The 25,124-nt window shown below is 56.2% G+C and carries 20 protein-coding genes; 6 read left to right on the top strand and 14 right to left on the bottom strand.

Going from position 1 to position 25,124, the window contains the following annotated elements:
- Positions 1-25: 25 nt before the first annotated feature.
- From QMG40_RS00970 to acnA, 3 genes are all read right to left on the bottom strand, one after another.
- Complete coding sequence (locus QMG40_RS00970; RefSeq protein WP_283527002.1) at positions 26-2,410, bottom strand: excinuclease ABC subunit UvrA; 2,385 nt, start codon at positions 2,408-2,410, stop codon at positions 26-28.
- 89 nt (positions 2,411-2,499) lie between these two features.
- On the bottom strand, positions 2,500-3,045 hold the full coding sequence (locus QMG40_RS00965) for a GNAT family N-acetyltransferase (protein WP_283526999.1): 546 nt from the start codon (positions 3,043-3,045) through the stop codon (positions 2,500-2,502).
- 169 nt (positions 3,046-3,214) lie between these two features.
- Positions 3,215-6,016: an aconitate hydratase gene (gene acnA, locus QMG40_RS00960; protein WP_283526997.1), complete on the bottom strand. Its 2,802-nt coding sequence runs from the start codon at positions 6,014-6,016 to the stop codon at positions 3,215-3,217.
- Positions 6,017-6,190: 174 nt separating this feature from the next.
- Between acnA and QMG40_RS00955 the strand changes: the two genes are divergently transcribed.
- Complete coding sequence (locus tag QMG40_RS00955) at positions 6,191-6,853, top strand: peptide deformylase (RefSeq protein WP_283526995.1); 663 nt, start codon at positions 6,191-6,193, stop codon at positions 6,851-6,853.
- Between the two features lie 50 nt (positions 6,854-6,903).
- Positions 6,904-7,863 carry a putative RNA methyltransferase gene (locus QMG40_RS00950; protein ID WP_283526971.1) on the top strand — a complete coding sequence of 320 codons (960 nt, stop codon included), beginning with the start codon at positions 6,904-6,906 and terminating at the stop codon, positions 7,861-7,863.
- A gap of 34 nt (positions 7,864-7,897) precedes the next feature.
- Here the strand turns inward: QMG40_RS00950 and yczE are convergent, their stop codons facing one another.
- Entirely contained in the window at positions 7,898-8,569 is a 672-nt protein-coding gene (yczE, locus tag QMG40_RS00945; protein WP_283526969.1) for a membrane protein YczE, read from the bottom strand.
- A 59-nt stretch (positions 8,570-8,628) separates the two neighbouring features.
- Between yczE and yczR the strand changes: the two genes are divergently transcribed.
- From yczR to QMG40_RS00925, 4 genes are all read left to right on the top strand, one after another.
- Positions 8,629-10,038 carry a MocR-like transcription factor YczR gene (gene yczR, locus QMG40_RS00940; protein ID WP_283526967.1) on the top strand — a complete coding sequence of 470 codons (1,410 nt, stop codon included), beginning with the start codon at positions 8,629-8,631 and terminating at the stop codon, positions 10,036-10,038.
- A 65-nt stretch (positions 10,039-10,103) separates the two neighbouring features.
- Positions 10,104-10,589 (top strand): NfeD family protein, encoded by a 486-nt coding sequence (locus tag QMG40_RS00935; RefSeq protein WP_283526965.1) that lies wholly within the window; start codon positions 10,104-10,106, stop codon positions 10,587-10,589.
- Between the two features lie 84 nt (positions 10,590-10,673).
- Positions 10,674-11,609, top strand: coding sequence for an SPFH domain-containing protein (locus QMG40_RS00930; RefSeq protein ID WP_283526963.1), 936 nt, complete (start codon positions 10,674-10,676; stop codon positions 11,607-11,609).
- Between the two features lie 266 nt (positions 11,610-11,875).
- Positions 11,876-12,217 (top strand): RNA polymerase-binding protein RbpA, encoded by a 342-nt coding sequence (locus QMG40_RS00925; protein ID WP_283526961.1) that lies wholly within the window; start codon positions 11,876-11,878, stop codon positions 12,215-12,217.
- A gap of 143 nt (positions 12,218-12,360) precedes the next feature.
- On the opposite strand, the gene QMG40_RS00920 is transcribed toward QMG40_RS00925, so the two are convergent.
- The 10 genes from QMG40_RS00920 to pafA form a co-directional block, all read right to left on the bottom strand.
- The gene (locus QMG40_RS00920; RefSeq protein WP_283526959.1) at positions 12,361-13,092 is read right to left on the bottom strand and encodes a polyprenol monophosphomannose synthase; all 732 of its coding nucleotides are present in this window, start codon (positions 13,090-13,092) and stop codon (positions 12,361-12,363) included.
- A gap of 507 nt (positions 13,093-13,599) precedes the next feature.
- Positions 13,600-15,321: an amidohydrolase gene (locus QMG40_RS00915; protein WP_283526957.1), complete on the bottom strand. Its 1,722-nt coding sequence runs from the start codon at positions 15,319-15,321 to the stop codon at positions 13,600-13,602.
- 62 nt (positions 15,322-15,383) lie between these two features.
- Positions 15,384-18,230, bottom strand: a complete 2,847-nt coding sequence (locus tag QMG40_RS00910) for a DEAD/DEAH box helicase (RefSeq protein ID WP_283526955.1) — start codon at positions 18,228-18,230, stop codon at positions 15,384-15,386.
- Between the two features lie 19 nt (positions 18,231-18,249).
- Positions 18,250-19,050, bottom strand: coding sequence for a twin-arginine translocase subunit TatC (gene tatC / locus QMG40_RS00905; protein ID WP_283526953.1), 801 nt, complete (start codon positions 19,048-19,050; stop codon positions 18,250-18,252).
- A gap of 59 nt (positions 19,051-19,109) precedes the next feature.
- Positions 19,110-19,436 (bottom strand): Sec-independent protein translocase subunit TatA, encoded by a 327-nt coding sequence (gene tatA / locus QMG40_RS00900; RefSeq protein WP_283526952.1) that lies wholly within the window; start codon positions 19,434-19,436, stop codon positions 19,110-19,112.
- A gap of 21 nt (positions 19,437-19,457) precedes the next feature.
- Positions 19,458-19,829, bottom strand: a complete 372-nt coding sequence (locus tag QMG40_RS00895) for a hypothetical protein (protein ID WP_283526950.1) — start codon at positions 19,827-19,829, stop codon at positions 19,458-19,460.
- 9 nt (positions 19,830-19,838) lie between these two features.
- Complete coding sequence (locus tag QMG40_RS00890) at positions 19,839-21,929, bottom strand: helix-turn-helix transcriptional regulator (protein ID WP_283526947.1); 2,091 nt, start codon at positions 21,927-21,929, stop codon at positions 19,839-19,841.
- Between the two features lie 203 nt (positions 21,930-22,132).
- Positions 22,133-22,528 carry an FKBP-type peptidyl-prolyl cis-trans isomerase gene (locus tag QMG40_RS00885; RefSeq protein WP_283526945.1) on the bottom strand — a complete coding sequence of 132 codons (396 nt, stop codon included), beginning with the start codon at positions 22,526-22,528 and terminating at the stop codon, positions 22,133-22,135.
- Positions 22,529-22,558: 30 nt separating this feature from the next.
- Positions 22,559-23,515 carry an FKBP-type peptidyl-prolyl cis-trans isomerase gene (locus QMG40_RS00880; RefSeq protein WP_283526943.1) on the bottom strand — a complete coding sequence of 319 codons (957 nt, stop codon included), beginning with the start codon at positions 23,513-23,515 and terminating at the stop codon, positions 22,559-22,561.
- Between the two features lie 194 nt (positions 23,516-23,709).
- The gene (gene pafA, locus QMG40_RS00875; protein ID WP_283526941.1) at positions 23,710-25,083 is read right to left on the bottom strand and encodes a Pup--protein ligase; all 1,374 of its coding nucleotides are present in this window, start codon (positions 25,081-25,083) and stop codon (positions 23,710-23,712) included.
- Positions 25,084-25,124: the final 41 nt, after the last annotated feature.

The following is a 25,124-nucleotide window of genomic DNA, read 5'->3' as shown; positions in this document are numbered from 1 at the left end:
ATGTACCAAAATGGGGGATCGCGGCCTATGAGCTAACGTAGGCCGCTAGATATTCGCCCGTCACAGTAGCTTGTGATTGCACCAACTCAGCCGGCGTACCTTCAAATACGATCTCGCCGCCTGCGTGTCCTGCGCCTGGCCCAATATCGATGAGCCAGTCAGCATGCGCCATGACGGCTTGGTGATGTTCAATCACTATGATTGATTTGCCAGACTCAACCAGCCTGTCAAGGAGTCCCAGCAATTTCTCTACGTCAGCTAAATGCAAACCAGATGTAGGTTCATCCAGGACGTAGGTCCCGCCCTTCTCCCCCAGATGGGTGGCCAGCTTAATGCGTTGCCGCTCGCCACCGGAGAGAGTTGTCAAAGGCTGGCCCAGCGTCAGGTAGCCAAGTCCGACGTCGGATAGGCGGCTAAGGATCTTATGCCCAGCCGGAAGCTTGGCCTCCCCTGCACCGAAGAATTGCTCAGCCTGGTTTACCGACATGCTCAGGACCTCGCTGATGTTCTTTCCGCCCAACCGATATGTCAAAACCGCCTTCTGGAAGCGACGGCCCTCGCATTCCTGGCAGGTAGTGGAGATGCCGGCCATCATACCTAGATCGGTGAAAATTACCCCAGCCCCACTGCAGCTGGGGCAGGCGCCTTCGGAGTTTGCGCTGAACAAGGCGGCCTTGACTCCGTTGACTTTGGCGAACGCTTTTCGGATCGGCTCAAGCAGTCCCGTGTAAGTGGCAGGGTTACTTCTGCGAGACCCGCGGATTGCCCCTTGACCAATAGTGACAACCCCGTCCAGCCCCGACACCGAGCCGTGGATAAGGGAACTCTTGCCTGAACCGGCTACCCCCGTGATCACGGTGAGAACACCCAGAGGAATGTCCACGTCCATGTCTTTAAGGTTATTCTCGTTAGCTCCACGAACTGAAATCGCACTGGATCCCTTCCGGACCTCAGCTTTCAAACGGACCCTGTCATCTAAATGGTGGCCTGTGATTGTGCCGCTATCCCGGAGGGCGGCAACATTGCCTTCAAAAACCACTTCCCCACCCAAAACGCCAGCACGTGGTCCAAGGTCAACTACGTGATCAGCTATGGCTATGGTTTCCGGTTTGTGCTCAACCACCAGAACTGTATTGCCTTTGTCCCGCAATTGCAGAAGAAGCCTGTTCATCCGGGCAATATCGTGGGGATGCAGCCCAATGGTGGGCTCATCGAAAACGTACGTGATATCCGTCAGTGAGGAACCTAGATGGCGGATCATTTTGGTGCGCTGGGCTTCGCCACCAGAAAGCGTGCCAGATGGCCGGTCAAGGGAAAGGTAACCAAGACCTATCTCAACAAAAGAATGAAGGCTATCGCTCAAAGCATCAAGCAAGGGGCCTACCGAGGGCTCATTAAGGCCTTTGACCCAATCGGCGAGGTCACTGATTTGCATGGCGCAAGCATCGGCAATACTGACACCATGGATTGTTGAAGACCGTGCATGCTCTGCCAACCGGGTGCCTTTGCATTCCGGGCAGATGGTGAAGACAACGGCGCGGTCCACGAAAGAGCGGATATGGGGCTGCAATGAGTCCACGTCCTTGGCGAGTATCGACTTTTGCATCTTGACGATAACCCCTTCATAGGTGAGGTTAATGCCGTCAACCTTGATTTTCAGTGGTTCCTTGTACAGCAGGTCGTGCAGTTCCTGCTTGCTGAACTTTCCTATCTTCTTGTCCATGTTGAAGAGGCCCGAGCCAGCGAAGATGCGTCCATACCAGCCGTCCATACTGTATCCGGGGACCCTGAGCGCACCCTCGGACAGGGACTTATCGGCATCAAATAATGCGTTGAGGTTGAAGTCGTTAACTTTCCCCATTCCGTCACAGCGAGGGCACATGCCTCCAGTAATAGAAAAGCTGCGCCGTTCCTTGATCTCTTCCCCTGCACGCCGGGTAGTGACGGCCCCGGCGCCTGAAATGGAAGCGACGTTGAAAGAGTAGGCCTGGGGTGAGCCAACATGCGGCTGGGCCAACCGGCTAAATACGATACGAAGCATGGCGTTGGCATCGGTAACTGTGCCAACTGTAGAACGCGGATTGGCACCCATTCGCTCTTGATCCACCAGGATCGCAGTGGTCAGACCCTCCAGAACGTCGACGTCGGGACGGGCCAGAGCCGGCATGAAACCTTGTACGAATGCGCTGTACGTTTCATTGATCATCCGCTGAGATTCCGCGGCTATGGTGCCAAATACCAGCGAGCTTTTCCCGGAACCAGAAACACCCGTAAACACTGTCAGGCGGCGCTTAGGGATTTCAACGCTTATGTTCTTAAGGTTGTTCACCCTGGCGCCCTGCACACGGATCAAATCATGGGTGTCGGCTTGGTGCGCTGCCGAAATCGGCGCGTGAGCTCCTGTATCCATGGTCAGCGTGTCTCAATTCTGTTGTGCTGCGTTGCATCGAATATTCCGACTCTAGTGGCCTCTCCCCCGCAGTTGGGAAAAGTACTGGACTAGGAATCAACTCCCGGATTTAGCACCGAAAAGAGTTCACAGTCGGAATCGTAGTACTTCTTGGATAGGCCAAGGTGTTCCATTCCAATGCGGCGGCACACGCTTTGGGATGCCTCATTGGCGGGGTTGGTTACGGCCAGTACTTGAGGCAAGCCTGCGGCAAAGGCATGCTCAAGGACAGCAGCTGCGGCTTCGGAGGCGAAGCCGTTGCCCCAATGATCAGGATGAAAATGCCACCCAATTTCAATATCATCGGAAGCTTGAGGCGCCTCTGACTCCGAAACCGGAATCGGTTTCAGCAGCAGTGTCCCCACCGGCAGCCCGTCTTCTTTGCGTGTCACGGCCCACACCCCATGAACGGGATGGTCCATGGCTTTGAACCGGGCCAGCCGTTCCACCGCTTCCGAACGGCTGGCCATAACCGTTGGCTCTGTGCCGATGAAGCGCTGAACCACCCAGCGAGAATACAGGTCATAAATGAAATCGACGTCGGAATCTTCCCAAGGACGCAGCGCAAGACGCTCTGTGTTAATTACTTCAGTCATTGAATCATTATGCACGTTCCCCGCGACTCTGAATATGTGCCGCCGCTTTCCTGGACATGCCCTCCGTAACAATGTCTACCTCCCAATGATCTCCAACGAGTGAGCTGACATAAGGAACTTATGGGGGAATTGCGGTCAAAGTGCGGGAAGACGTGGCCCAGAATCCCTGTTAAGAATCTAGGAGCTGACGCAGGACATATTGCAATATCCCGCCATGGACGTAGTACGCCTCCTCGGCTGGGGTATCGATCCGCAGAGTTGTCACAATCTCGCGTGAACCGCCGTCGGACTCCACCCGGACTGTGACTTCCCTGGGTAGTGGATTTGCGCCAGCCAGACCAACGATGCAGTAGGTCTCCAGTCCGGTCAGGCCCAAGGATTGCGCACTATCTCCATCCTTGAACTGCAGTGGCAGGACTCCCATTCCAATCAAGTTGGAACGGTGGATGCGCTCAAACGACGCCGCAATGACTGCTTTTACTCCTAATAACATGGTGCCCTTGGCAGCCCAGTCACGCGAAGAACCGGATCCGTAGTCCGTGCCAGCTATAACAACCAGGGGCGTACCCTCTTCTAGGTACGCACTGGAAGCCTGGAAGATAGTTTCCACCGGGCCATCCGCAGAGCGCCTGGTGAAGCCACCCTCCACCCCCGGTACCAGGAGGTTACGCAGACGAATGTTCGCGAAAGTGCCACGGATCATGACGTTGTGGTTTCCGCGTCGAGAGCCATAGGAGTTGAAATCAACCTGATTAACGCCGTGCTCAAGTAGGTACTGTCCCGCCGGTGTTGATTTTTTGATGTTTCCTGCCGGAGAAATGTGATCTGTGGTGACGGAGTCCCCCAGCAATGCCAACACCCGCGCGCCAACAATGTCAGTGATGGGAGACGGCTCACGCTGCATACCGTCAAAGTATGGGGGCTTACACACATACGTGGAGTCATCGGACCAAGCGAACATATCGCCCTCCGGAACATCCATGCCGCGCCAGTTCTCATCCCCGTGGTAGACATCGGCGTATCCGTCGGTGAACATTTGCGCCTCGAGACTGGCATCTACCACTTCTTTGATCTCCGCCATGGTGGGCCAAATATCTTTAAGGAATACAGGGTTGCCATCTGTGGAGGTCCCCAGCGGGTCCTTAAGGAGATCAACATGCATTGACCCGGCAAGTGCATAAGCAATGACAAGCGGTGGAGAAGCTAAGAAGTTCATCTTCACTTCGGGGTGAATGCGGCCCTCAAAGTTTCTATTGCCCGAAAGGACAGCAGCCACTGTGAGGTCATTGCTGTTGACTCCGGCGCTGACTTCAGGAATAAGTGGGCCCGAGTTGCCGATGCAGGTGGTGCAGCCGTAGCCCACAAGACTGAAGCCGAGCTTCTCAAGGTACGGTGTGAGCCCTGCACGGTTGAAGTAATCCGTCACCACGCGTGAACCGGGAGCAAGCGTAGTCTTCACCCATGGTTTGCGGTCCAGCCCCAGCTCAACGGCTTTCTTGGCCAGCAGGCCGGCGCCAATCATGACAGAGGGGTTGGAGGTGTTGGTGCAGGAAGTGATGGCGGCTATGACGATGTCGCCGTGATCGATGGTGTGCTTTTGCCCGTCTAGGACAATGTCCGCTGGGTCGCTGGGCCACTGGAGTGAATCATCACCGTCACTATCCGCGTACACCCGTGGTGGCTCATCACGGGGAATACGCGAACTAATGGCCACGGGGTCGCTGGCCGGGAAGGACTCGTCGCCGGCATCATCTAGACCACCGGCAAATACGGCAACGTCCTGGGACTCGCCAGCAAGCAAGCCACGTACTGCACGGGCCGCGCTACGCAGCGGGATTCTATCCTGTGGGCGCTTGGGCCCGGCGATGGAGCTTTCAACGCTGGAGAGATCAAGTTCAACGATCTGACTGTAATCAGGCGTGTGTAATGGATCGTGCCATAGACCCTGCTCCTTGGCATAGGCTTCTACGAGTTTGATCTGGTGTTCATCGCGTCCCGTCAGGCGCATATAGTTCAGCGTTTCATCATCAATGGGGAAGATGGCGCAGGTGGAACCGTACTCCGGGCTCATATTGCCCAATGTTGCCCTATTTGCCAGGGGCACATTCGCCACACCGGGACCAAAGAAATCAACAAATTTCCCTACAACCCGGGTCTTGCGCAGCAATTGCGCCACCGTGAGGACCAGGTCAGTAGCCGTGGTTCCTTCAGGCAACTCGCCAGTGAGTTTGAAGCCAACAACCGCAGGTACCAGCATGCTCATGGGCTGGCCCAGCATGGCTGCTTCTGCCTCAATGCCACCAACGCCCCAGCCAAGCACGCCCAAGCCATTCACCATGGGGGTGTGCGAGTCAGTGCCAACAAGAGTGTCGGGATAGGCCGCAGTCACGCCGTCGCGCTTCCTGGTGAACACCACCCGGGAAAGATATTCAAGGTTCACTTGATGGCAGATACCCGTATCTGGCGGCACAACAAGGAAATCGGCGAAGGACTGTTGTGCCCAACGCAGGAGTTGGTAGCGTTCCTGATTGCGCGTAAATTCCATCTCAGAGTTGACGGTGATGGCGTCAGGCCGGTCGAAAACATCGGCAATAACCGAGTGGTCAATGACAAGCTCCCCCGGAATCAGTGGATTGATTTTGGTGGGATCTCCACCCAGATCTGACATGGCATCACGCATGGCTACTAAGTCAACAACGCAAGGGACGCCGGTGAAGTCCTGCATCAAAACCCGTGCAGGCGTGTACTGAATCTCTTTGCTGGCCTCCGCGTTCGGGTCCCAGTCCCCCACCGCACGCACCTGTTCAGCTGTAACAAGATGGCCGTCCTCGTTACGGAGCAGGTTCTCCAACAGAACCTTCAAGCTATAAGGAAGCCGGCCTGAGCCCGGCACTTTATCCAAACGGTAAATCTCATACGACTCGCCATCGACGAGGAGTTCACTGCGTGCATCGAAGCTGTTAGAAGACATGTCTATCCCTTTTCTCAGACGACCCTTAAGGCCACCTTAGCCCCCGACCGCAAGAGGTAACAGAGGCCGCTGCAGGAAGGTGGCTCAGAGGAACGCCTGCAGCCGCACGCATTGCTTGGCACAATGGTGGCCAGCACTACTGAATTCTTACCCTGCTACCGATAGAGGCAACACATGATTGATCCTTGCTACATTGATCCTGGCTACGCACTGTTCAACAACGCCTACCTCAAGGCTTCTGTTGCAGCCGTACTCGAGGCCGGTGAGCTTCCCCAGATTGTGCAGGCTGGGCACCCGGTGTTGCGGGCCCCGTCGCTGCCCTTCACGGGGCAGCTAACCGCAAAGGAACTCGCGCAGCTGATTGAGATCATGACCGAGTCAATGCGTGCCGCCCCGGGGGTGGGTCTTGCCGCGCCGCAGATCGGCATCCCGCTGCAGCTGGCAGTCCTTGAGGACCAATACGATGTGTCGGCTGAGAACGCCGAAGCTCGCAACCGAGAGCCGCTGGAACTCTTCACCATCCTGAACCCCCAATACACTGCCATCGGGACTGGGCTGATATCCCACTACGAAGGGTGCCTATCGATGTCCGGCTGGCAAGCGGTGGTTGATCGGGCTGAGTCTGTTGAATTGACGTACGACGACGAACACGGCAGCGCGCACACGCGCCAGTTCACTGGGTGGCAGGCACGGATCGTGGCACACGAGAGCGACCATCTTGCCGGCACCTTGTATATAGACAAGGCCCACACGCGTTCGCTGGCCAGTAACGCCGAATACAACAAACACTGGGCTAACCCAGACATAGCGGCCGCTAGGGACGGGCTAAGGTTCTAGGCTGACGCCGAGGTGTTGGCCGGGTGCGGGGGCAACCTAAGATTGGAAGCATGGAAATCGTTGCCGTCAATGCCTTGTTGTGCCCCCATTGCGGAAGGTCATTCATTTATCCCCTACCCGGAGCCAATGCTCTTGTTTGCGCGGATGGCCACAGTTTCGACATTGCCCGCCAAGGGTACGTGAACTTACTGACCGGTCATGGGACCAAGTTCATTTCCGATACAGCAGACATGGTGGCTGCCCGCGATGCCTTCCTTGATGCCGGGCACTACAGTGCGCTGGCTAATGAGGTGGCAAGGCAAGTGAGCAAGCAGCTTTCCAGGGCACAACTATCCAAGGCACAGCTTTCGGCAGGTGAGAGCGAGCCGGCAGTGATTGTGGATGCTGGCACCGGCACAGGCTGGTACTTGCATCAGGTCCTAGCATCGGTAAACACCGAGACTGAAGAACAGTTCGGTGAAATGCCCAACGTGGCGGCAGTGGGCCTTGATATCTCCAAGTTTGCGCTACGCAGAGCCGCTCGGCGCAATCCGCAGGTAGCCAACATTGTCTGGGACTTGTGGCGTGAGCTACCCTTGGGAACTGACACGGCCGACGTCGTACTTGTCATCTTTGCGCCCCGCAACGTGCGTGAATTCGCCCGTATCCTCAAGCCGGGAGGAACCGTCATAGTTATCACTCCCCTCCCGGGGCACTTGGCCGAAATTGCACAGGATGCAGGGATGTTGGCCATCCAGAATGATAAGGAAGTGGCTTTGGTCCAGGCCATGGCGGAACATTTTGTACTGGTTGATAGTCAGGAATTGCGCGTGCCGCTATTGCTGGATCCGCCCGACGTTGTTAACGTGGCGCTCATGGGGCCGGCCGGGCATCATCTTGACGCGGATGAATTGCGCAAGCGTCTTTCGAATCTATCCGTACAGACTCAGGGACACGCAGAAAAAAACGCACAACCGCAGACATCTGCCACAGCAGCATTCCGCATCTCAACTTTTGCACAGGTTCCGTAATCCCCTGATGCATCGCGAGTCCCTATCTTGATTCTTAGTTCTGAGTTAGAGGCCGGATGGGCTCCACGCTGCTCACATCCAGCATTGCACCAGGACGCTTCGCGTGCAGATCCACATGCAGCCAACGCAATGTTAGTTGGGTCAGCGGCCCCACTCCTAGGGCGAACGCTGCGGTTCCTGCCCCAACAACTCCGCCAAGGAAGAACCCAACCACCACCACGGAGAGTTCAATGGCTGTCCGGATCAGCCAAACGGGCCTGCCGGTGACACGGACAAGCCCTGTCATTAGTCCATCGCGGGGACCAGGACCCAAGCCCGCACCAATGTACAGTGCTGTGGCGAAGGCCAGCGTGAACAGGCCCCCGCTAAAGGACAGTATCTGCAGACCCAGGTGGTGCGCTTGTGGAATCCAGGCCAGACCCACATCAGCGAAGACGCCAACAAGGACGGCGTTGGCAATGGTGCCAAAGCCTGGCCATTGTTTTAGCGGGATCCAGAGCAGCAGGACAACCCCGCTAATGATGATGGTGCATAACCCAAAGGATATCGCCGTGGTTCGGGACAGGCCTTGGGCAAATACATCCCAGGGTGAGGCCCCAATATTCCCTCTGATCATCAAGGAGATGGCAACTCCGTAGAGTGCAAGGCCAAGAAAGAGCCGGAACACTCTGAGCGAAAGGTTTTGGGAGGTAAAGAACAGGGCCATGAACCCAGTTTAGTCAAATTGGACTTACGCAACAGTGCCAATTCATCTAATCTGGCATCATGAACTCTTTTGTCTCTGGACGGCGCCTCGTCAGGGAGCTTGGCGAATGGCGCAGCAATGCCCCAGCCTACAAGGCTTTGGCCGCTCGAATTCGGGTGCTTTTGATGGATGGCCGGCTCTCTAGCGGCGCAAAATTACCTGCCGAGCGAGAACTCAGTCAAGCACTGGAATTGAGCCGAACCACAGTTGCTGCCGCCTACTCCAAGCTTCGTGAGGACGGGTTTCTTGACAGTGTCAGGGGGTCAGGGAGCACTCTTCAGCTCCCTGGACGAGAACGCGGAGAGCATGCTGTTCATGCAGGATTGCCTCTTGACTTCACCAGGGCCACAGCACCGGCCTACCCCGGGATCCCGGCTGCTTATGCCGCCGCGCTTGAGCAACTGCCTGCGTGGTTAGGCCATGACGGTTTTGACCTGATCGGGCTGCCACAGCTCCGCGAAACTATCGCCCAGAGTTACACCGACCGGTCATTGCCCACTTCCGCCGATCAAATCCTTGTCACAATCGGAGCCCAGCACGCGCTGAACCTTGTCACGCGTACGCTCTACTCCCCCGGTGAGCGCATCCTGGTAGAACAGCCAACCTACCCGCATGCCCTCGACACCTTTGCTTCTGTGGGTGCCCGCGTTCTAGCCTTTCCCGTCCGCCAGCAGGGCGGCTGGGATTTGCAAGAGGCACTTTTACAGATTCGCCGTGCAGCACCCAGCTTGGCTTACCTTATGCCCGACTTTCATAACCCCACAGGTATGAGCATGTCCATTCAAGAACGTGAGTATCTGGGCGCAGCAGCAGCAAGGGAGGGCACTACCTTAGTCATTGATGAGACCACCGCGATGCTTGATATTGACCGCGGAACCATGCCGCCCATGGCTGTCTTCTCCCCCACTGCCCTCACCTTGGGTTCTCTAGGAAAACTGGCATGGGGTGGACTTCGGGTGGGTTGGATCCGTGGACCGCGCGAGATGATGGCTCAATTTTTGCGCAACCGTCCCGCAACAGACTTGGGTACGCCTCTAGTTGAGCAGCTGGTGGCCACCTCACTCATTGCGGACCTCCCCTCAATGACAGCCAGCCGCAGCGTGGATCTAAGACGTGGACGGGACATGGCTATCGCGTTGCTTCGCGAACACCTACCCCAGTGGCAGGTGCAGATCCCGGATGGTGGATTGAACCTGTGGATCAACACCGAGACCGTCTCTAGCTCGGCTCTTGCGCTGGCCGCACGGGCTGAAGGGCTCGGTCTGGTTCCGGGGCCTCGATTTGGGATCGATGGGGCCTTTGAGCGGTACTTGCGTTTGCCGTTTTGTTACAACGACGGACAGCTCAGTGACGGTGTACAAATTTTGGCGCGCATTGCCGACCGTGTTGGATCTGACCCGCTGCGAATGCCACTTCAAGCGGTCATTTAGCCGTCTTTTCCCAGCCTCACGTAGTAGGCTCGGAAATACGGAAATAAGTCTCTAAGGGGGACTCAATGCTTGAATGGATTAATGACTTTGGCTGGATAATCTGGCTGACAGTTTTCCTGCTGTTGGCCGTCGCTGAGATGTTGACGCTGAATCTGTACTTCATCTTGATGTCAGTGGGAGCATTAGCCGCCTTACTGGCCTTCCTGTTCCACGCTGAACTGTGGTTGCAGATAGTGGTTTTCTGCGTAGTTGCCCTTGCAACAACAGTTCTGATCAGACCCTTGGCGCTAGCCCACCTTCACCGCGGGCCCGCTGACCAGCTTTCCAACGTTGACCGCTTAATTGGCCAGAAGGCAGTGGTCCTGGAAACGGTTGGTTTGACCGGGGGGTTGGTGAAGATTGGTGGAGACATTTGGAGCGCCCGGATCACCGAAGGCAGTGTATTTGCTGTTGGTTCAGCAGTTGAAGTAGCCGCCATTGACGGAGCAACTGCAATTGTGAACCAGCCAATGGCGCACAAGTTCCCCGACACAGCCACAACAACAACTTAGGCATAGCTGCCGGACCGCGAGTTCACGCCCGCGGGCCATGTTGGCACAGATGCAAAGATCTTTACATAGAGAAGAGGGGATTTCATGGGAGACGGAGCAGGCACCATTGTGTGGCTATTTGTTGTTTTAGTCCTACTGATATTCGTAGTTATTGTCCTTGTTCGTTCCGTGCGCATCGTTCCGCAGGCACGTGCGGGTGTTGTCGAACGGCTGGGTAAATACCAGCGCACACTCAACCCAGGTCTGACAGTGCTGATTCCGTTTGTGGATCGCCTGCTGCCCCTGCTGGATTTGCGCGAGCAGGTTGTCTCGTTCCCGCCGCAACCAGTGATCACCGAAGATAACCTTGTGGTCTCCATTGACACCGTTGTTTATTTTCAGGTCACAGATCCTAGGGCAGCGACCTATGAGATCGCGAACTACATTCAGGCAGTTGAACAGCTGACAACTACCACCTTGCGTAACGTTGTGGGTGGACTGAACCTGGAGGAGGCTCTGACCTCCCGTGATCAGATCAATGGCCAGCTGCGTGGTGTCCTCGATGAGGCCACAGGCCGCTGGGGCATCCGAGTCAGTCGGGTAGAGCTCAAGGCCATTGACCCGCCCTTGTCCATTCAGGACTCCATGGAAAAGCAGATGCGTGCTGAGCGTGATCGCCGTGCGGCTATTTTGACAGCTGAAGGAACTAAGCAGTCAGCTATTTTAACCGCAGAAGGTGAACGCCAGTCCTCCATCTTGAAGGCTGAGGGTGATGCCAAGGCGGCGATTTTGCGTGCAGATGGTGAATCGCAGGCTATTCAGAAGGTCTTCAGTGCCATCCACAAGGGCAATCCCACGCAGAAGCTATTGGCCTACCAGTACCTGCAGACGCTGCCCAAGATTGCCTCCGGTACCTCAAACAAACTGTGGATCATCCCCAGCGAAGTAGGCGAGGCATTGAAGGGGATCGGGAATGTTCTGGGGACAACAACCCCTGACAGTGACGATGCCGGTGAGCCCGCCATGAGCTCGGAAGCGTAGCCCACACCACTCCTGGAACAGCAACGGCATGATGAGGGTGGCCAAGCACGTATAATGGGTGCTTGGCCGCGTGGCGTTTTGCCCGGCCGCATTTTTCACATCCAAGCCATGCAGGAACAATTGCATGCGGTGATGCGTTGATATTAATGTCGTCAAAGTCTTGAAGAACAACGGAAGCCCAGAAAATCGGGAGCCGGGAAAAATCAGGGCCTTACACTCGTGCTCCATGAACGTCTTGGAGCATGGCACAACTTGAGGGAGAAGTCATGAGCGATCGCAGCCTGCGTGGCATGCGCTTGGGCGCACAGAGCATGGAGACGGAATCCGGTGTGGAGCCGGCCCCCCGCCAGCGCGTAGAATACCGTTGCCCCGACGGTGAGCAGGTGTTTGTCACTTTCTCATCCGAAGCCGATATCCCAGCGACATGGATGTCCAAGACCGGCAAGGAAGCTCTCCTTGTGAATGGGGAGGCCCCGGATACTTCCAATGACAAACCGATCCGCACCCACTGGGACATGCTTTTGGAACGCCGTAGCCTACCGGAGCTGGAAACCATTCTGGCTGATCGTTTGACCTTTCTGCGGGAAAAGCGCGGCGAAAAGGTTTAGTTGGATGCGTTGGCTCCGTTGTTTCGAAGGCAGCCATTAACGTGAGTATGAAGAAAAGGTGGGCCACCCGATCGGGTGGCCCACCTTTTCTTCATACTCACGTATTTGTAGTCAAGCCTGGCTTTTCATTGCGGCAGTTATGGCTATTTTGACTTGCCGGTTAGCTTGCGCCACCGTGCGCTTAGGCCCCACTTGGTGACGTTGAGCATGGCTTCTTGAACAATATTCCCGCTCATCTTGGATGCGCCAAACTCGCGCTCCACGAAGGTGATGGGCACCTCAACAACTTTGAGTCCCTGCTGGCAGACGCGCCACAGCATGTCCACCTGGAAGCCGTAGCCCACTGATTCCACAGAGTCCAAATCAAGGGCTTCCAAGGTGCTGCGGCGAAAGGCCCGGTAGCCACCTGTCACATCGCGGATGGGGATGCCAAGCAAAACGCGTGAATAGAGGCTGCCACAGGTGGAAATGAGTTTGCGGTGCAGCGGCCAGTTGACCACTTTGCCCCCTGGAACCCAACGAGAACCCAATACCAGGTCCGCACCCTGGTCAATCGCGTCAAGAAGCAATGGCAGTTGTTCTGGCTGGTGTGAGCCATCTGCGTCCATCTCAACTAGGACGTCATATCCCGCATCCAGACCCCATGCGAAACCGGCAAGGTACGCCGCCCCCAAACCTTCTTTACCGGCGCGGTGTAGAACGTGGACTTGGTCATCGGTGGCGGCAAATTCTTGGGCCCAGTTACCGGTACCGTCAGGGCTATTGTCATCGGCGATGAGTACGTCAGAGTGAGGCACGGCCGCACGGAGACGAGTGAGAGTTTTGGGCAGTGATTCGATCTCGTTGTACGTGGGGATAATCGTCAGGACACGCAACAATTGGTGCCTTTCAGTGGAGAAAAATTGGTGGGAGGCCGTGCACTGTTTCCGCCGAAGCCAGAAGGAGGATCCTACTCACAGCGGATGGGACAGGCAATGCCGAATCACCAGTATATGTGAGGACCCAACCGTTAGTGGTTCACAATGCTTGCAGACCGGGCGTATACGCCGGTGACAAGACGAGAAGATAAGTCTGCACGCCTTCGGACCAAAGAGGACTCAGCCCAAAGTAAAATGTTGACAAAAATGTACAAACAAAATGCTTAACAGGCTAAGGCCGAATTGTTTTCTAGTGGCGCGCAGACCTATCTCCCTAGTGTCGGTAGGACGGTTTCCCGCTCCGACCGGGTCCCTCCTCATAGGAGGTTCTCCGCTCCCCTAAAACTAATTGCCTGTGCGCTTGGTGTCAACACGGTGCTGACCTGCACCGATGTGCATCGATGCAGGTCAGGCGCGGGATTGGTCAAGGAAGATAGACCCCTCCAGGTCGTTTTTTGCGTGGAATTAAGCCAGCTCAGCCCCGGAGTCCAAGTCTTCGTTGACGTAGAGTTCACGGCCCATGTGCACCGTTTGCAGGCAGCGAGGATCAGTTTTGCTATCAAGGGCGGGAAGCAGCGGGGTTCGGGCGCGTGGATCGGTGGACCACGATTGAACTCTTTCATCGGCAACCTGCACCATCAGCTCCTCCACATCCCACACGGCGAAGCTCGCGGGAGCACCTGGCACTAATTGTCCCTGCAAGGGGTTCGTGGACTTGGCGGCGCGCCAACCGGCACGAGTATGACCTATGAATGCGGCCCGTGCAGAGATTCGAGAACTGGGTTCGTGGTGGTTAAGCGCCGCACGGACGCTAGCCCAAGGGCTCAATGCAGTCACTGGTGAATCGGAGCCGAAGAACACGGGCACACCTGCACTGTAGAAACGGGCCAATGGGTTGAGCTCTCTCGCTCGAGCTGTGCCCAAACGCCGTGCGTACATGCCATCGATACCACCCCAGAGAGCGTCAAAAGCCGGCTGTACCGATACCCCAACAGCATGTCTGGCCAAGGCTGCCATGGCAGCCTCATCAACCATTTCGGCGTGTTCGAGCCGGTGCCCGGCCGCCCGAATCTTATCGAGGCCTACTTCTTGGCTCGCTTGTTTTAGACCGGCCACCACAATGTCCATGGCGCCCTCTCCAATGACATGGAATCCGGCGCTGAGACCAAGCTCTGAGGCGGCTGCGAAATGGCTTCCAACCTGATCAACTGTGAGGTGTGCTACGCCAGTGGTTCCGGGCGCGTCGGTGTATGGGTTTCGCAGAAGTGCTGATCTGGATCCGAGGGAGCCATCGACGTTGATGTCCCCTGCCAGTCCAAGAACATCCACGCCCAGCCCGGATAACTCAGCCAGAACAGCACGAGCCTGATCCACACTTGAAACCAGCTGGCCCCAGTAGGGCAACACCTGCGGGAAGTACTGGCCACTAGTGCTCGAAGAGACACTACCTCCGGAGTAAACGCTCGGTGCCGCTGTGGCACCGGAGTTCTGAGATGTGGAAGGTTGTGTCAACGCCATCAGAGATGCCAAATCCTGGATCGACCCCACGTGGGGGGCGCTCATCTCAGCCAACGCTACATAGCCATTCCGGGCCGCGTGTTGGAGGGCACGTTGTTGGACGTGCACGAGCTGTTCGGGAGTAAGCGCGCGTGCAGCATCCCTAGCCGTGGCATGGGCACGTCCACTAACAAGTCCTTCCCCGTCCCAGCCAGGCATGCTTGCAAGATCACAACGTCGTGCCAACGCCGCAGAAACCAGGCCTGAGTGAACGTCGACTCGTGCCAGGTAAAGTTCACGCCCACCGGCGGCCCGTTCCAGCTGAGCTGCTGTGGGAAGCTCAGGCACTGCCCACAAGGAGTTGTCCCAGCCATGACCAAGCAGCAATCCGGTACTCTGCGCAGCGGCGCCCGCAACCAGGTCTAGAAGCTCCTGCGCTGAACGTGCCCCCGTGAGTGACACAGAGCCAAGTGAAAGACCGGTCTCGGTAATGTGAACATGGGAGTCAACAAAGCCCGGAGCTACCAGTGCTCCACGAAGATTAACTTCCCGCATACGGGTATCAAGCAGTGACGTTGCCGCATGCTCGGAGCCAACCCAAGCCACCGTATCTCCGTCCACTAACATGGCCGTGGCGAAAGGGTCCGCAGCACTGTAAACAGAGCCGTTTCGATACAAAGTTAATGACATGAGAAAGCTGTCCTTTCAAAGAAACAAGAGAAAATATGATTGGTCGGCACCGACAAAAGCTGTTATTCCACCACAGTGGTGTACGCCACTACTCCTCGGCGCACAAGATCCATGGCGGAGCGGCATACGGATGCGAAGCCTGGAGGCATCGAGGTGACTTGTGAGAGTTGCCCCAGTAGGTCAATGACCTGTTTGCACCAGCGCACAAAGTCTCCGGCGGCGAGGTCGGTGCCTTGAAGTGCTTCGTGGAGGCTGCGGCCCTTCGCCCACTTGTACATGGGCCAGAGCAGTCCCAGTTCGGGTTCGCTTGTCAAGGGAAGCCTGTGCGATTCCTCGGCGTCCTGGAGCCCTGCCCACAGCACAATGACGTCTTCAACGGCTTGCTCCATACTGACGCTGGGCATCCTGGGCCGGGCTCCCTCGGCGTCGCGCTTGGATTGGTAAACCAAGGTGGTGACAAAGGCGGCCAACTCAGGCGCGTCCAGGTCCTCAAACGATCCCTGGCGTAGCGCCAGCGCAATCAAAAGATCCTTCTCTCCGTAGACCCGGCGTAGGCGTTGACCATCCCGGCTTGGTTGCAGATTCCCACCAGCATCGGCAACCACAAAGCCATAGCCGGAGAGCAGATCAATGACCCTGTCAAAAGTGCGGGCAATAGTGTTCGTTCGTGCCTGGATGGCCCGGATGATCCCATCCGTTTCTTTGCGCAGTTTCCACCATCGCTCAGACCATCGGGCATGGTCTTCCCTATCGCTACAGGCATGGCAAGGGTGAGCGCGCAACGCCCTTCGCAGTGTTGCAATGCCCTCATTCTCAACACCAACCAGGTCCTGATCTCGGTGCGCAAATTCTGCCGAGCGGTGTGGGCGTTGTCCGGACGTATCCGCCAAGCGGGCCTGAACAGCGGCCAGTAGATTCCTTTTGTCCTTGGGAACCCTGGCATTGAATCCCTTTGCGATCCGCACTTGGGCGAGCGCCTCAAGCGGGGCGTTGAGCTCATGCAGGCTCAGCCGACGGTACTCCTTGTCCACACCAAGTATGCCGGGCCGTGGAGCACGAGAGTTGGCATCAGCATCAAGTACGACCGCGTAACCTGCGTTGCGCCCAACGGGAATCATAATCACGTCTCCGGCGCGCAGATTGGCCACAGATTCCACGATGGCCTCACGGCGCTGCTTGGCTTTCGATTTCGAGGCCCCAGATTCGTGATCGGAGAGTTCACGGCGCAATTTGGCATACTCGGTAAAGTCACCCAGATGGCAGCTCATGGACTTTTCGTAGCCAGCCAGAGACTCTTCACGCGAGCGGACTTGACGGGCCAAATCAACCACGGAACGATCGGCTTGAAACTGAGCAAATGAGGACTCTAAGATCTGGCGTGTTCGAGCGCGACCAAACTGCGCAACGAGGTTAATGCTCATGTTGTACGTGGGACGGAAGCTTGAGTTCAATGGGTAGGTGCGTTTTGAGGCTAAACCGCCCACAGCTGCCGGGTCAGTGCCGGGTTGCCACAGCACAACAGCGTGACCTTCAATATCGATGCCTCGACGTCCGGCCCGGCCCGTTAGCTGGGTGTACTCCCCCGCAGTGATGGCCACATGGGCTTCGCCATTGTATTTTTCCAGCTTTTCCAGAACAACCGTCCGGGCTGGCATATTAATGCCCAGTGCCAAGGTTTCCGTGGCGAAGACAGCTCGCACAAGACCATCTGCAAACAGGTCCTCAACAACTTCTTTGAAACTGGGCAGCATGCCCGCGTGGTGCGCAGCGAGACCGCGCAGTAGGCCGTCGCGCCAACCCCAAAAGCCTAAAACATCTTTGTCTGCATCCGGAAGTTCGGCGCAGGCCGAGTCCACGCGCCGGGCAATTTCGTTTCGCTCTGTCTCAGTTGTCAGCCACAATCCAGCTGCTGCGCATTGTTGCACGGCGGCGTCGCAAGCGGCCCGAGAAAAAATAAAAGTAATGGCCGGGAGTAGATCTTGGCTCTCCAGGGCACGTATCACTTGTGGACGCGATGCCGGTTTGGCCCAACTTTGCCCGTCATTGTGTTGTCCGCGCCCGCGAGAGCCCCCCGAGCCTCGACGGCCGTGGCTGTTGCCCTTACCTGTGCTGACAGATTCCGAGCGTGCAAGTTTTAGCAGCTCAGAGTTGATCTTGGGAGTTTTGGCACCGCTGGTGCTGGTGGTTTCCACCGCGATCTGATCAAAGGGTATGTTCTCCGCGAACAAGTCAACCAAGTCGCGTCGGACCATCACGTGTTGCCAGAGAGGCACAGGGCGGTGTTCTGAGACGACCACTGCCGTGTCTCCACGCACGGTGCCAAGCCAGGCACCAAACTCTTCTGCGTTGGAAACAGTGGCGCTCAGGGAGATGACGGACACTTCACTTGGCAGGTGGATGATTACTTCCTCCCATACAGCCCCCCTGAAGCGGTCTGCTAGGTAGTGAACTTCATCCATCACTACATAGGAAAGCCCCGTCAAAGTGTGGGAATCGGCGTACAACATGTTGCGCAGTACCTCGGTGGTCATAACCACCACCGGAGCTTCGGAGTTCACGCTGGTGTCCCCCGTTAGCAGGCCCACGTTGTCAGCACCGTACTTGGCTGCCAGCTCCTGGAATTTTTGGTTGCTCAGTGCCTTGATGGGGGTTGTATAAAATGCCTTGTTTCCCCGGGTGAGTGCCAGATGAACTGCAAACTCACCCACGATCGTCTTGCCGGCACCTGTGGGTGCGGCAACCAAAACACCGCGGCCAGCCTGGACGGCCCGGCACGCGGTGTCTTGAAAAACGTCTAAGTCAAAGTCCAGCCCTGCCTTAAAGTCTCCGAAATCTGTTCCTTGGTCCTGAACTCGCAGCTTGGCTGCCAGAAAGCGTTCGGAAGGACTGGGCATTTCTGAGCTTGGCATAGTACTAGCCTACGTCAGCTTAAAGGATCTCCAAGTCCTTCGAGGGTGTGGGCAGATCCGCGTTGCCTTCGGACTCCTTGGCCTTTTTAGCGTCGCGTCTATCACGTCGCTTGTCGTTGAGTATGCACAAACCAATGGCACCGAAATATAGTATCAACAGCGGGGCACCCAGGAAAAACATGCTCATGACGTCCGACCCCGGGGCTGCCATCGCCGAGACGATGGTTACGCCCAGAATGGTGAAGCGCCAAGCCTTCAAGTAGGTCCGGCCGCGGACCAAGCCAATAGCGTTGAGCGCAAAAAGTAGAACAGGTACCAGGAAGGCCACGCCCATAAACAGCATGAGTTGCATAGCGAAATGCAGGTACTCAAGCGCCGTAATGATATTTGCGCTTTCACTGCCTGCTGGTGTGAAAGACGTGAGGGCCTTCACAATATTTGGCCAAATAAGCCAACCAGCATAAATCCCAGCAAGGAAAAGTGGCACCGAGGCCAACATATAAGAAAGGGTGTAGCGGCGTTCTTTCTTAGTAAGCCCGGGGGTAATGAAAGCCCACAGCTGGTATATCCATACGGGTGAGGCGATGATCAGCCCAAGAATAAGGGAAATCTGGATCTTCAAGTCAAAGGACGTCGTAACACCCTGAAAGTTCAGGGTTGCAACGATGTTCCGTTCATGGCTGATATCACGCAAAGGCTGCGTCAGAGCAAACAGGAGCGGATCATAGATAATCCAGCCAAGAACAACTCCTGGCAGCATAGCCAAGGCGCTCTTAAAGAGCCTATTTCTGGCTTCAATTAGGTGCGCTTTGAGCGGCATCCGTCCTTCGGGATTCGCTTTACGACCTTTTTTGGCACCCACCGGTTCCGCAATCGTTTCTATGACTGAGCGCCGGTACCGGTTCCGGTGCCCTCGCCCTGTGTATTTCCCTGCGTGGGGTTATTGACAATCTTGCCCTCGAAGGGTGCCTCGGGTGCTGAGGGAGCACTCGATGCATGGGGGGCTGTAGATGCGGCGGGTGGAGCTGACGGGGTGGAGGCATCTTCCTTGCCGTCGTTCTTCATCTCCTTGACCTCAGATTTGATGATCCGCATGGACTGGCCCAGACTACGGGCCATGCCCGGCAGTTTTGGGGCTGCGAAGAGCAAGAGGACAACAATGATGATGATGGTGATAGCCCAGGGGCTCTCAAAAAGTCTTCCCACGGTAAAGCCTTTCCTTTTGGTTCATCCTACGTCTTGTATTGCTTCGATGTCGCGCAAGGATTGGAGCTGTCCGCGTTCTTTCCTGCGGGCGACGCGCCTTTGAAGTCGGAGAAAACGCCGTTCTTCTTTGGTAGCTAGGTAATCATCCTTCATTTTTTCAGGTGAGGCAAAAACAGCACTACCTGGCACAACGCTTCGTGGCTCGATGACCTGAGCAATCGTGGCTTTTTCTATACTTGAATCCCAATAGGCAGCCCGCTCGGCCGAGACTTCGCTAAAAGTGCGGACCGTGGAGGTGGCTCCACGCCACAGTTTAAAGCCCAAAAAGGCGATAAAGAGCAGTGAGAGCGCTACAAGCGCCAACCAAATAAGAATCCAAGACCACCAGAGCATCCTGTGAGTCTATCTGCCCTGGCTGGGAGGTGCCGGAGTGTTTTCGCCCACAGCGTCATAGTTTGCAGCTGCGCCAGCCAACCATGCCGCCGCAGCAAGCCGAACAGTCTCCGGAGCCGCAACTCTGGCGTGTCCCCCGAGCCGAGCCATGAGCGGGGCAAGCATGGCAGTGTCACCCACTAACAGCCGCAGACCGACCAGATCGGAGACCTCATCCGTGTCCTCGCCGGGTCCGCCAGCCGTGCTTACTGCATAGATTGTGGCGTTGTACGCTGGGCTCAGACGTTGGGCGGTGGCAACATCGGTGAGTAAATCTATTGCGATGTCGTTGCTGTTTGGATGATAAATACCGTTACTGGAGTCCCAGCTCACGGTATCGCCGACGGCATGTTCCTGTGCATCGCCCTCTACCAGCTCCTTGATGTGATCAACCCGGAAGCTGCGTAGTTCCTGTGCTTGTCGGCACCAGGCGCGCACATACCAGAGAGAGTCCATAGAGAATAGCCGGCGAGGTTCAATAACGCGTTTACTCACCTCATCTCGGGTGCGCACCAAGTAAGAGATGGTGCAGGCGCGGGAGTTATCGATCGCTCTTTGCAATGTTGCGATGGTTTCGATTTCCGTGCCGGAGACCAGGTGAAGGCCTACAACATTAGCCAGCCAGGCATCCGGGCCAGCAACAGCACTCACTGAATCTATGGCCCGTTTCAGTGCTTGTTCTTCTCCCGTGTTAGCGATGGCAGTGAGGGCTTGCAGACCAACAAGCACAGAGCAGGCTTCCTCTTGAGTTAGCCGCAGGGGGGCTGAGAGTGTTTCAGCATCTCTGATGAATACTTGCCCGGTCTCAGTGCTTACATCCATCAGATCGCCGTGGAAGTAACCTGGTAATCCAGTGACGTTTAGTGTGTCTTGATCCTTAGACCAGTCGCGGGCGCTGATGCCAAATTCGGTGAGCACCTCGGCTTCGGTCACGCCCGGATTGGCTACCAGGTAAGGAACCATGGACAAAAGCCGTATTAGCCTGTCCCGGGAGTCCTTCTTCTTGGCAGGAGACGAGGCCAGGACTGCTTTTGCATCCAGACGCATGGGGGTCACAGCCGCTGCTTTGGCGGCTCCTTGCAACCTGCGAGCAACTGCCTCGCGAAACTCAGGAGGGGCCAAAACCAGACCCTGCGCACCCATGGCCGCGACGTCGTCGGCCATTAGCTCAGGTTCACGGAAGCTGATGTGTAGAACATCCCAGCCGTCCTTCGCCCATGGCGAATCTGAGATAATTTCAGTACCAGCCCGGCTACGTAACCAGTTGGCTGACCCAACCGGGACGGCTACCTCTGCCGTGTGGGTGGTGCCTGTGCCCAGCCGTGCAAGCACATTGGAAATAGAAAAATTGTGGGGACTCTCGAAGTTTTCTTGGATATGAACTTCAACGTCGGAGGTGATCCGTGACAGCCGAAAATTACGCTCTTGGGACTTCTGAACATCGAACGCAGCCAGATACCACTGCCCATACTTATTGCCCAAACCCAACGGTTGGACTGTGCGGTTGGCGCTCTCCGTGGCCCCCGTGCGGCGATAGCTAAAGGTCACAGGATGGTGATTGCGCAACGCGGCCCACAGGGGTTCAAAGGACGGCTCTGCAGTTCGAATACGCGACTGAGAGGTTCTCTGATCCTCATACCAGCTTGTCCCAGCGCGCGTAGCGATTTTGCGCAGTGCAGATTGCGCTGCGGCCCCAAGGGAGGCTTCAGCCCACAGGTTCGCGGCAATCGAGAGCAGTGTCATGGCCGATTCATCCAGACGTACTGCCGGGACACGGTACTCATCTGGATTGATCCGGTACAGCACTTGATCGTAGGTGTCATTGCCTTGGACTTCTGATTGCCTGATCGGGATGCCCAAGTCCAATAAAATCTTCTTGTCTCGCTCAAACATTCGTTCAAAAGAGGCATTAGCTCTGGCCCGCTCTTCGGCGCTGGAGGAAGAATCCACGTACCCGTTAATATTTTCACGCAGGTAGCTCTTGCTGTAGCCGCGGCGGGTCCCCAGCAGGGCAATCACCAAGTTTAATAGCCGTTCAGTGGCATCAATTTTTATGGACACATGGCCCACAGTACTAGCCGGTTCGCCAACTTATCGCCAACGAGCGGGCCCGGCCAGGAAATGGCAGATTATTTGAAGGAATAGATCGCGGAGGTTAAAGGGAAACAATCTGGTCGCCAAGAAATACCTTGGCGACCAGATTGTTTGATATTTTTGTGGATCTCACCGGCGATGCCGGAGTGGGCCGCTTGTGAGAGTGGGCCTTACCGCACGCCCATCAGGTCAACGACAAAGATCAACGCTTCGTTAGGAGCGATCGCTCCGGCCGCGCCACGTGATCCGTAGGCTAATTCGGAGGGAATTTCCAGTCGACGGCGTCCGCCAACTTTCATGCCGAGCAGACCCTGGTCCCAGCCCTGAATAACCTGACCGATGCCGGCCTTGAACTCAAGAGGGGTGCCCCGGTTCCAGGAAGAATCAAATTCCTCACCAGTGGAGAAAGCAACTCCAACATAATGGGCCGAAATTGTATTTCCTGCAACGACTGCTGGGCCTTCGCCCTCGATTAGCTCTTCAATGACCAGTTCGGTGGGGGCACCGTGTTCCGGGAAATCGATTTCGGGCTTGCTGCGGTCAAAGTTAAGGGTTCCAAAAGACATGATGCTCCTCGTTGTGGAAGATATTTCTAGTTACTGGACACCAAGGATATCAACAACAAAGACAAGATCGCCCTTGGCCTTACCCTGGCCGCCGTCGCCGTAAGCCATGTCCTTGGGGATTACGAGCAGTACTCGTGAGCCTACAGTTTTACCCGTTAAGCCCTGAGTCCAACCCTTGATGACTTGGTTCAATCCAAAGGTGGCAGGTTCGCCCTTGCCAAAGCTGGAGTCGAAGACTTCCCCACCCACGAAGTTCACACCTACATAGTTGGCGACAAGCGTGTCGGTGGCCTTTAACGCGGGACCCTTACCAATGATCAGATCCTGTGCAACAAGTTCCGTGGGAGCCTTGGCGTCTCCGATGCTGATCTCCGGAACACCTTTGTCATTGTCCTTCACCGTTGGTAGGCCGGCGGGCGGGGTGACGCTCTCACCTTCTGGCTTGCTCAGCGGCTTGGCAACGTCACTGGCAGCCTCAATCAGGAACACTGTCAGGACTGTGGGCTGTGCGGGCGCTTCCGTGCCGCTCTGTGCGGCTGTGGCCTGGGGGTTGGCGTATGCCACGTATGAGCCGACCTTGGCGCCAACGAAAGTGTCATATACCACGGCGTTTTGTGCTTTGAATGTGTCGTCAAAGACAAGGCGCTGACCCGCTGGTTCGCTGAAGCTGTCTGCGGTGGCTTTCCCATCTTTAGCATTGAGCTCGATAGCCTGAAGGGTCACAGCTTGACCAGCCTTGACAGGCTCGCCTTTGCCCTCGTTGACAACCCGGATTGATTCGGATTGAACGCTCAAGGGTGTGTCAAAAGTGACTTTGGGCGCTTTGCCTTTACCTTGATCCTGAACTTTCACCGATGCCAGGGCCTCGGCGTTGGCTGGTGGAATGGAGACGCTTGGGGCATTCGAGGAAGCAGGATCGGAGGATCCGGGTGAACATGCTGTCGTTAAGAGCAGCAGAGGAAGAAGCAGGGCAAGAAATCGGCGCACAGGCACACTTTCGAAGTTGGGAAAAGGATTATGGGAACAAACGGAGCGTAGTGAACACTTGGGGGCCATGAACAGCCATCAGCCTAGTGGCTAAAGCTGGACGGAACCTGCTTGTTGAGTTGAATGTAGATGTGAAAGAAGAACTCTGGTGTCTATTTTACGTGCTCAACCGGCGCCAAGGGTGGTGCTGCCTGTCAATGCCCGCCCCGCAGAGAAGCGATCATCGCATCCACTCTTTTATCCTGGCTCTTAAACGGATCCTTGCAGAGGATCGTTTGATGGGACCGATCATTGAGCTTCAAGTGCACCCAATCAACCGTGTAGTCGCGGCCGGCATCGCGTGCTGCTGTGACAAATTTTCCGCGCAAATGGGCGCGAGTGGTTGTTGGTGGCGTCTGTGTAGCTATGGCAATCTGGGCAGCCGTACTCACAGTTGCCGCTGCGCCACGCCTCTGAAGCTTGTTGAACAGTCCACGCTCGGGCGAAATATCGTGATAGCGCAAATCCAGCTGGCCAACTTCTGGTGACCCCCATTTTACCTGGTGCCGCTCAGCGTAAGCCCCCAGCAGTTTGGCCTTGATGGCCCAATCAATTTCCGTGTCGATACTTGAATAGTTTTCGGCTTCAACGGCATCCAGCGTACGTTCCCACAAATCCAGAATGCGTGGCACCAGCTCGTGATGAGCCCCGTTCGAGCGGACAAAGCTACTGACCTTCTCAAGATAATGCCGCTGAATTTCTATGGCTGTCAGAGTACGACCGTCAGCCATCTTCACAGGGTGCTTGCCTGTGATGTCGTGGGAGATTTCACGGATGCTGCGGATGGGGTTTTCCAAACGCATGTCACTCATGATCGTTCCGGCCTCAATCATGCGCAGAATTAAGTCCACGCTGCCCACTTTGAGCATCGTGGTGGTTTCAGACATGTTTGAGTCCCCCACAATGACGTGCAAACGGCGGTACAGCTCAGCATCGGCGTGGGGCTCGTCGCGGGTATTAATGATGGGGCGAGAACGGGTCGTGGCGGATGAAAGGCCCTCCCAGATATGGTCTGCTCGTTGGGAGAAAGCGTACTTTCCGCCCTGCTGCGCGGGAAGGACCTTCCCGGCCCCGGACAGTAGCTGACGGGTAACAAGGAAGGGTATGAGGATGTCTGCCAGACGATTAAATTCGCCCCTGCGAGGGATCAAGTAGTTCTCGTGGCTGCCGTAGGAGTTGCCCGCTGAATCCACGTTGTTCTTGAAAAGGAAGATTTGTCCCGGGTAGCCTTCGGTTTCCAGCCGATCCTGCGCCTCTTGAACGAGTTCGTGCAGGATCGTCTCCCCTGCCCTGTCATGGGCAATGAGTGAACCGATACTGTCGCATTCGGCAGTGGCATATTCGGGGTGCGAACCTACATCTAAGTACAGGCGTGAGCCATTGGGTAAGAAAACGTTGGAGGAGCGTCCCCAGCTCACCACTTTACGGAAGAGATACCTGGCAACTTCCTCCGGGGACAATGGACGTGAGCCGGGCGCAGAATATGTCACACCAAACTCAGTTTCTATCCCAAATATCCGCCGGTCCACTAGTGAGGCCTCCTAAGTTGTAGTGCATTAGTTGTTGTGCA

Source organism: Arthrobacter antibioticus (assembly GCF_030063205.1).
Taxonomy (GTDB): Bacteria; Actinomycetota; Actinomycetes; order Actinomycetales; family Micrococcaceae; genus Specibacter.
This window is presented reverse-complemented; position numbering and strand designations above follow the sequence as displayed.

Bases quoted from the DNA above. Each gene is read 5' to 3' on its own strand.
- QMG40_RS00970 (WP_283527002.1), bottom strand. From the start codon at position 2,410: ATGGATACAGGAGCTCACGCGCCGATTTCGGCAGCGCACCAAGCCGAC.
- QMG40_RS00965 (WP_283526999.1), bottom strand. From the start codon at position 3,045: ATGACTGAAGTAATTAACACAGAGCGTCTTGCGCTGCGTCCTTGGGAA.
- acnA (WP_283526997.1), bottom strand. From the start codon at position 6,016: ATGTCTTCTAACAGCTTCGATGCACGCAGTGAACTCCTCGTCGATGGC.
- QMG40_RS00955 (WP_283526995.1), top strand. From the start codon at position 6,191: ATGATTGATCCTTGCTACATTGATCCTGGCTACGCACTGTTCAACAAC.
- QMG40_RS00950 (WP_283526971.1), top strand. From the start codon at position 6,904: ATGGAAATCGTTGCCGTCAATGCCTTGTTGTGCCCCCATTGCGGAAGG.
- yczE (WP_283526969.1), bottom strand. From the start codon at position 8,569: ATGGCCCTGTTCTTTACCTCCCAAAACCTTTCGCTCAGAGTGTTCCGG.
- yczR (WP_283526967.1), top strand. From the start codon at position 8,629: ATGAACTCTTTTGTCTCTGGACGGCGCCTCGTCAGGGAGCTTGGCGAA.
- QMG40_RS00935 (WP_283526965.1), top strand. From the start codon at position 10,104: ATGCTTGAATGGATTAATGACTTTGGCTGGATAATCTGGCTGACAGTT.
- QMG40_RS00930 (WP_283526963.1), top strand. From the start codon at position 10,674: ATGGGAGACGGAGCAGGCACCATTGTGTGGCTATTTGTTGTTTTAGTC.
- QMG40_RS00925 (WP_283526961.1), top strand. From the start codon at position 11,876: ATGAGCGATCGCAGCCTGCGTGGCATGCGCTTGGGCGCACAGAGCATG.
- QMG40_RS00915 (WP_283526957.1), bottom strand. From the start codon at position 15,321: ATGTCATTAACTTTGTATCGAAACGGCTCTGTTTACAGTGCTGCGGAC.
- QMG40_RS00910 (WP_283526955.1), bottom strand. From the start codon at position 18,230: ATGCCAAGCTCAGAAATGCCCAGTCCTTCCGAACGCTTTCTGGCAGCC.
- tatC (WP_283526953.1), bottom strand. From the start codon at position 19,050: ATGCCGCTCAAAGCGCACCTAATTGAAGCCAGAAATAGGCTCTTTAAG.
- QMG40_RS00895 (WP_283526950.1), bottom strand. From the start codon at position 19,829: ATGCTCTGGTGGTCTTGGATTCTTATTTGGTTGGCGCTTGTAGCGCTC.
- QMG40_RS00885 (WP_283526945.1), bottom strand. From the start codon at position 22,528: ATGTCTTTTGGAACCCTTAACTTTGACCGCAGCAAGCCCGAAATCGAT.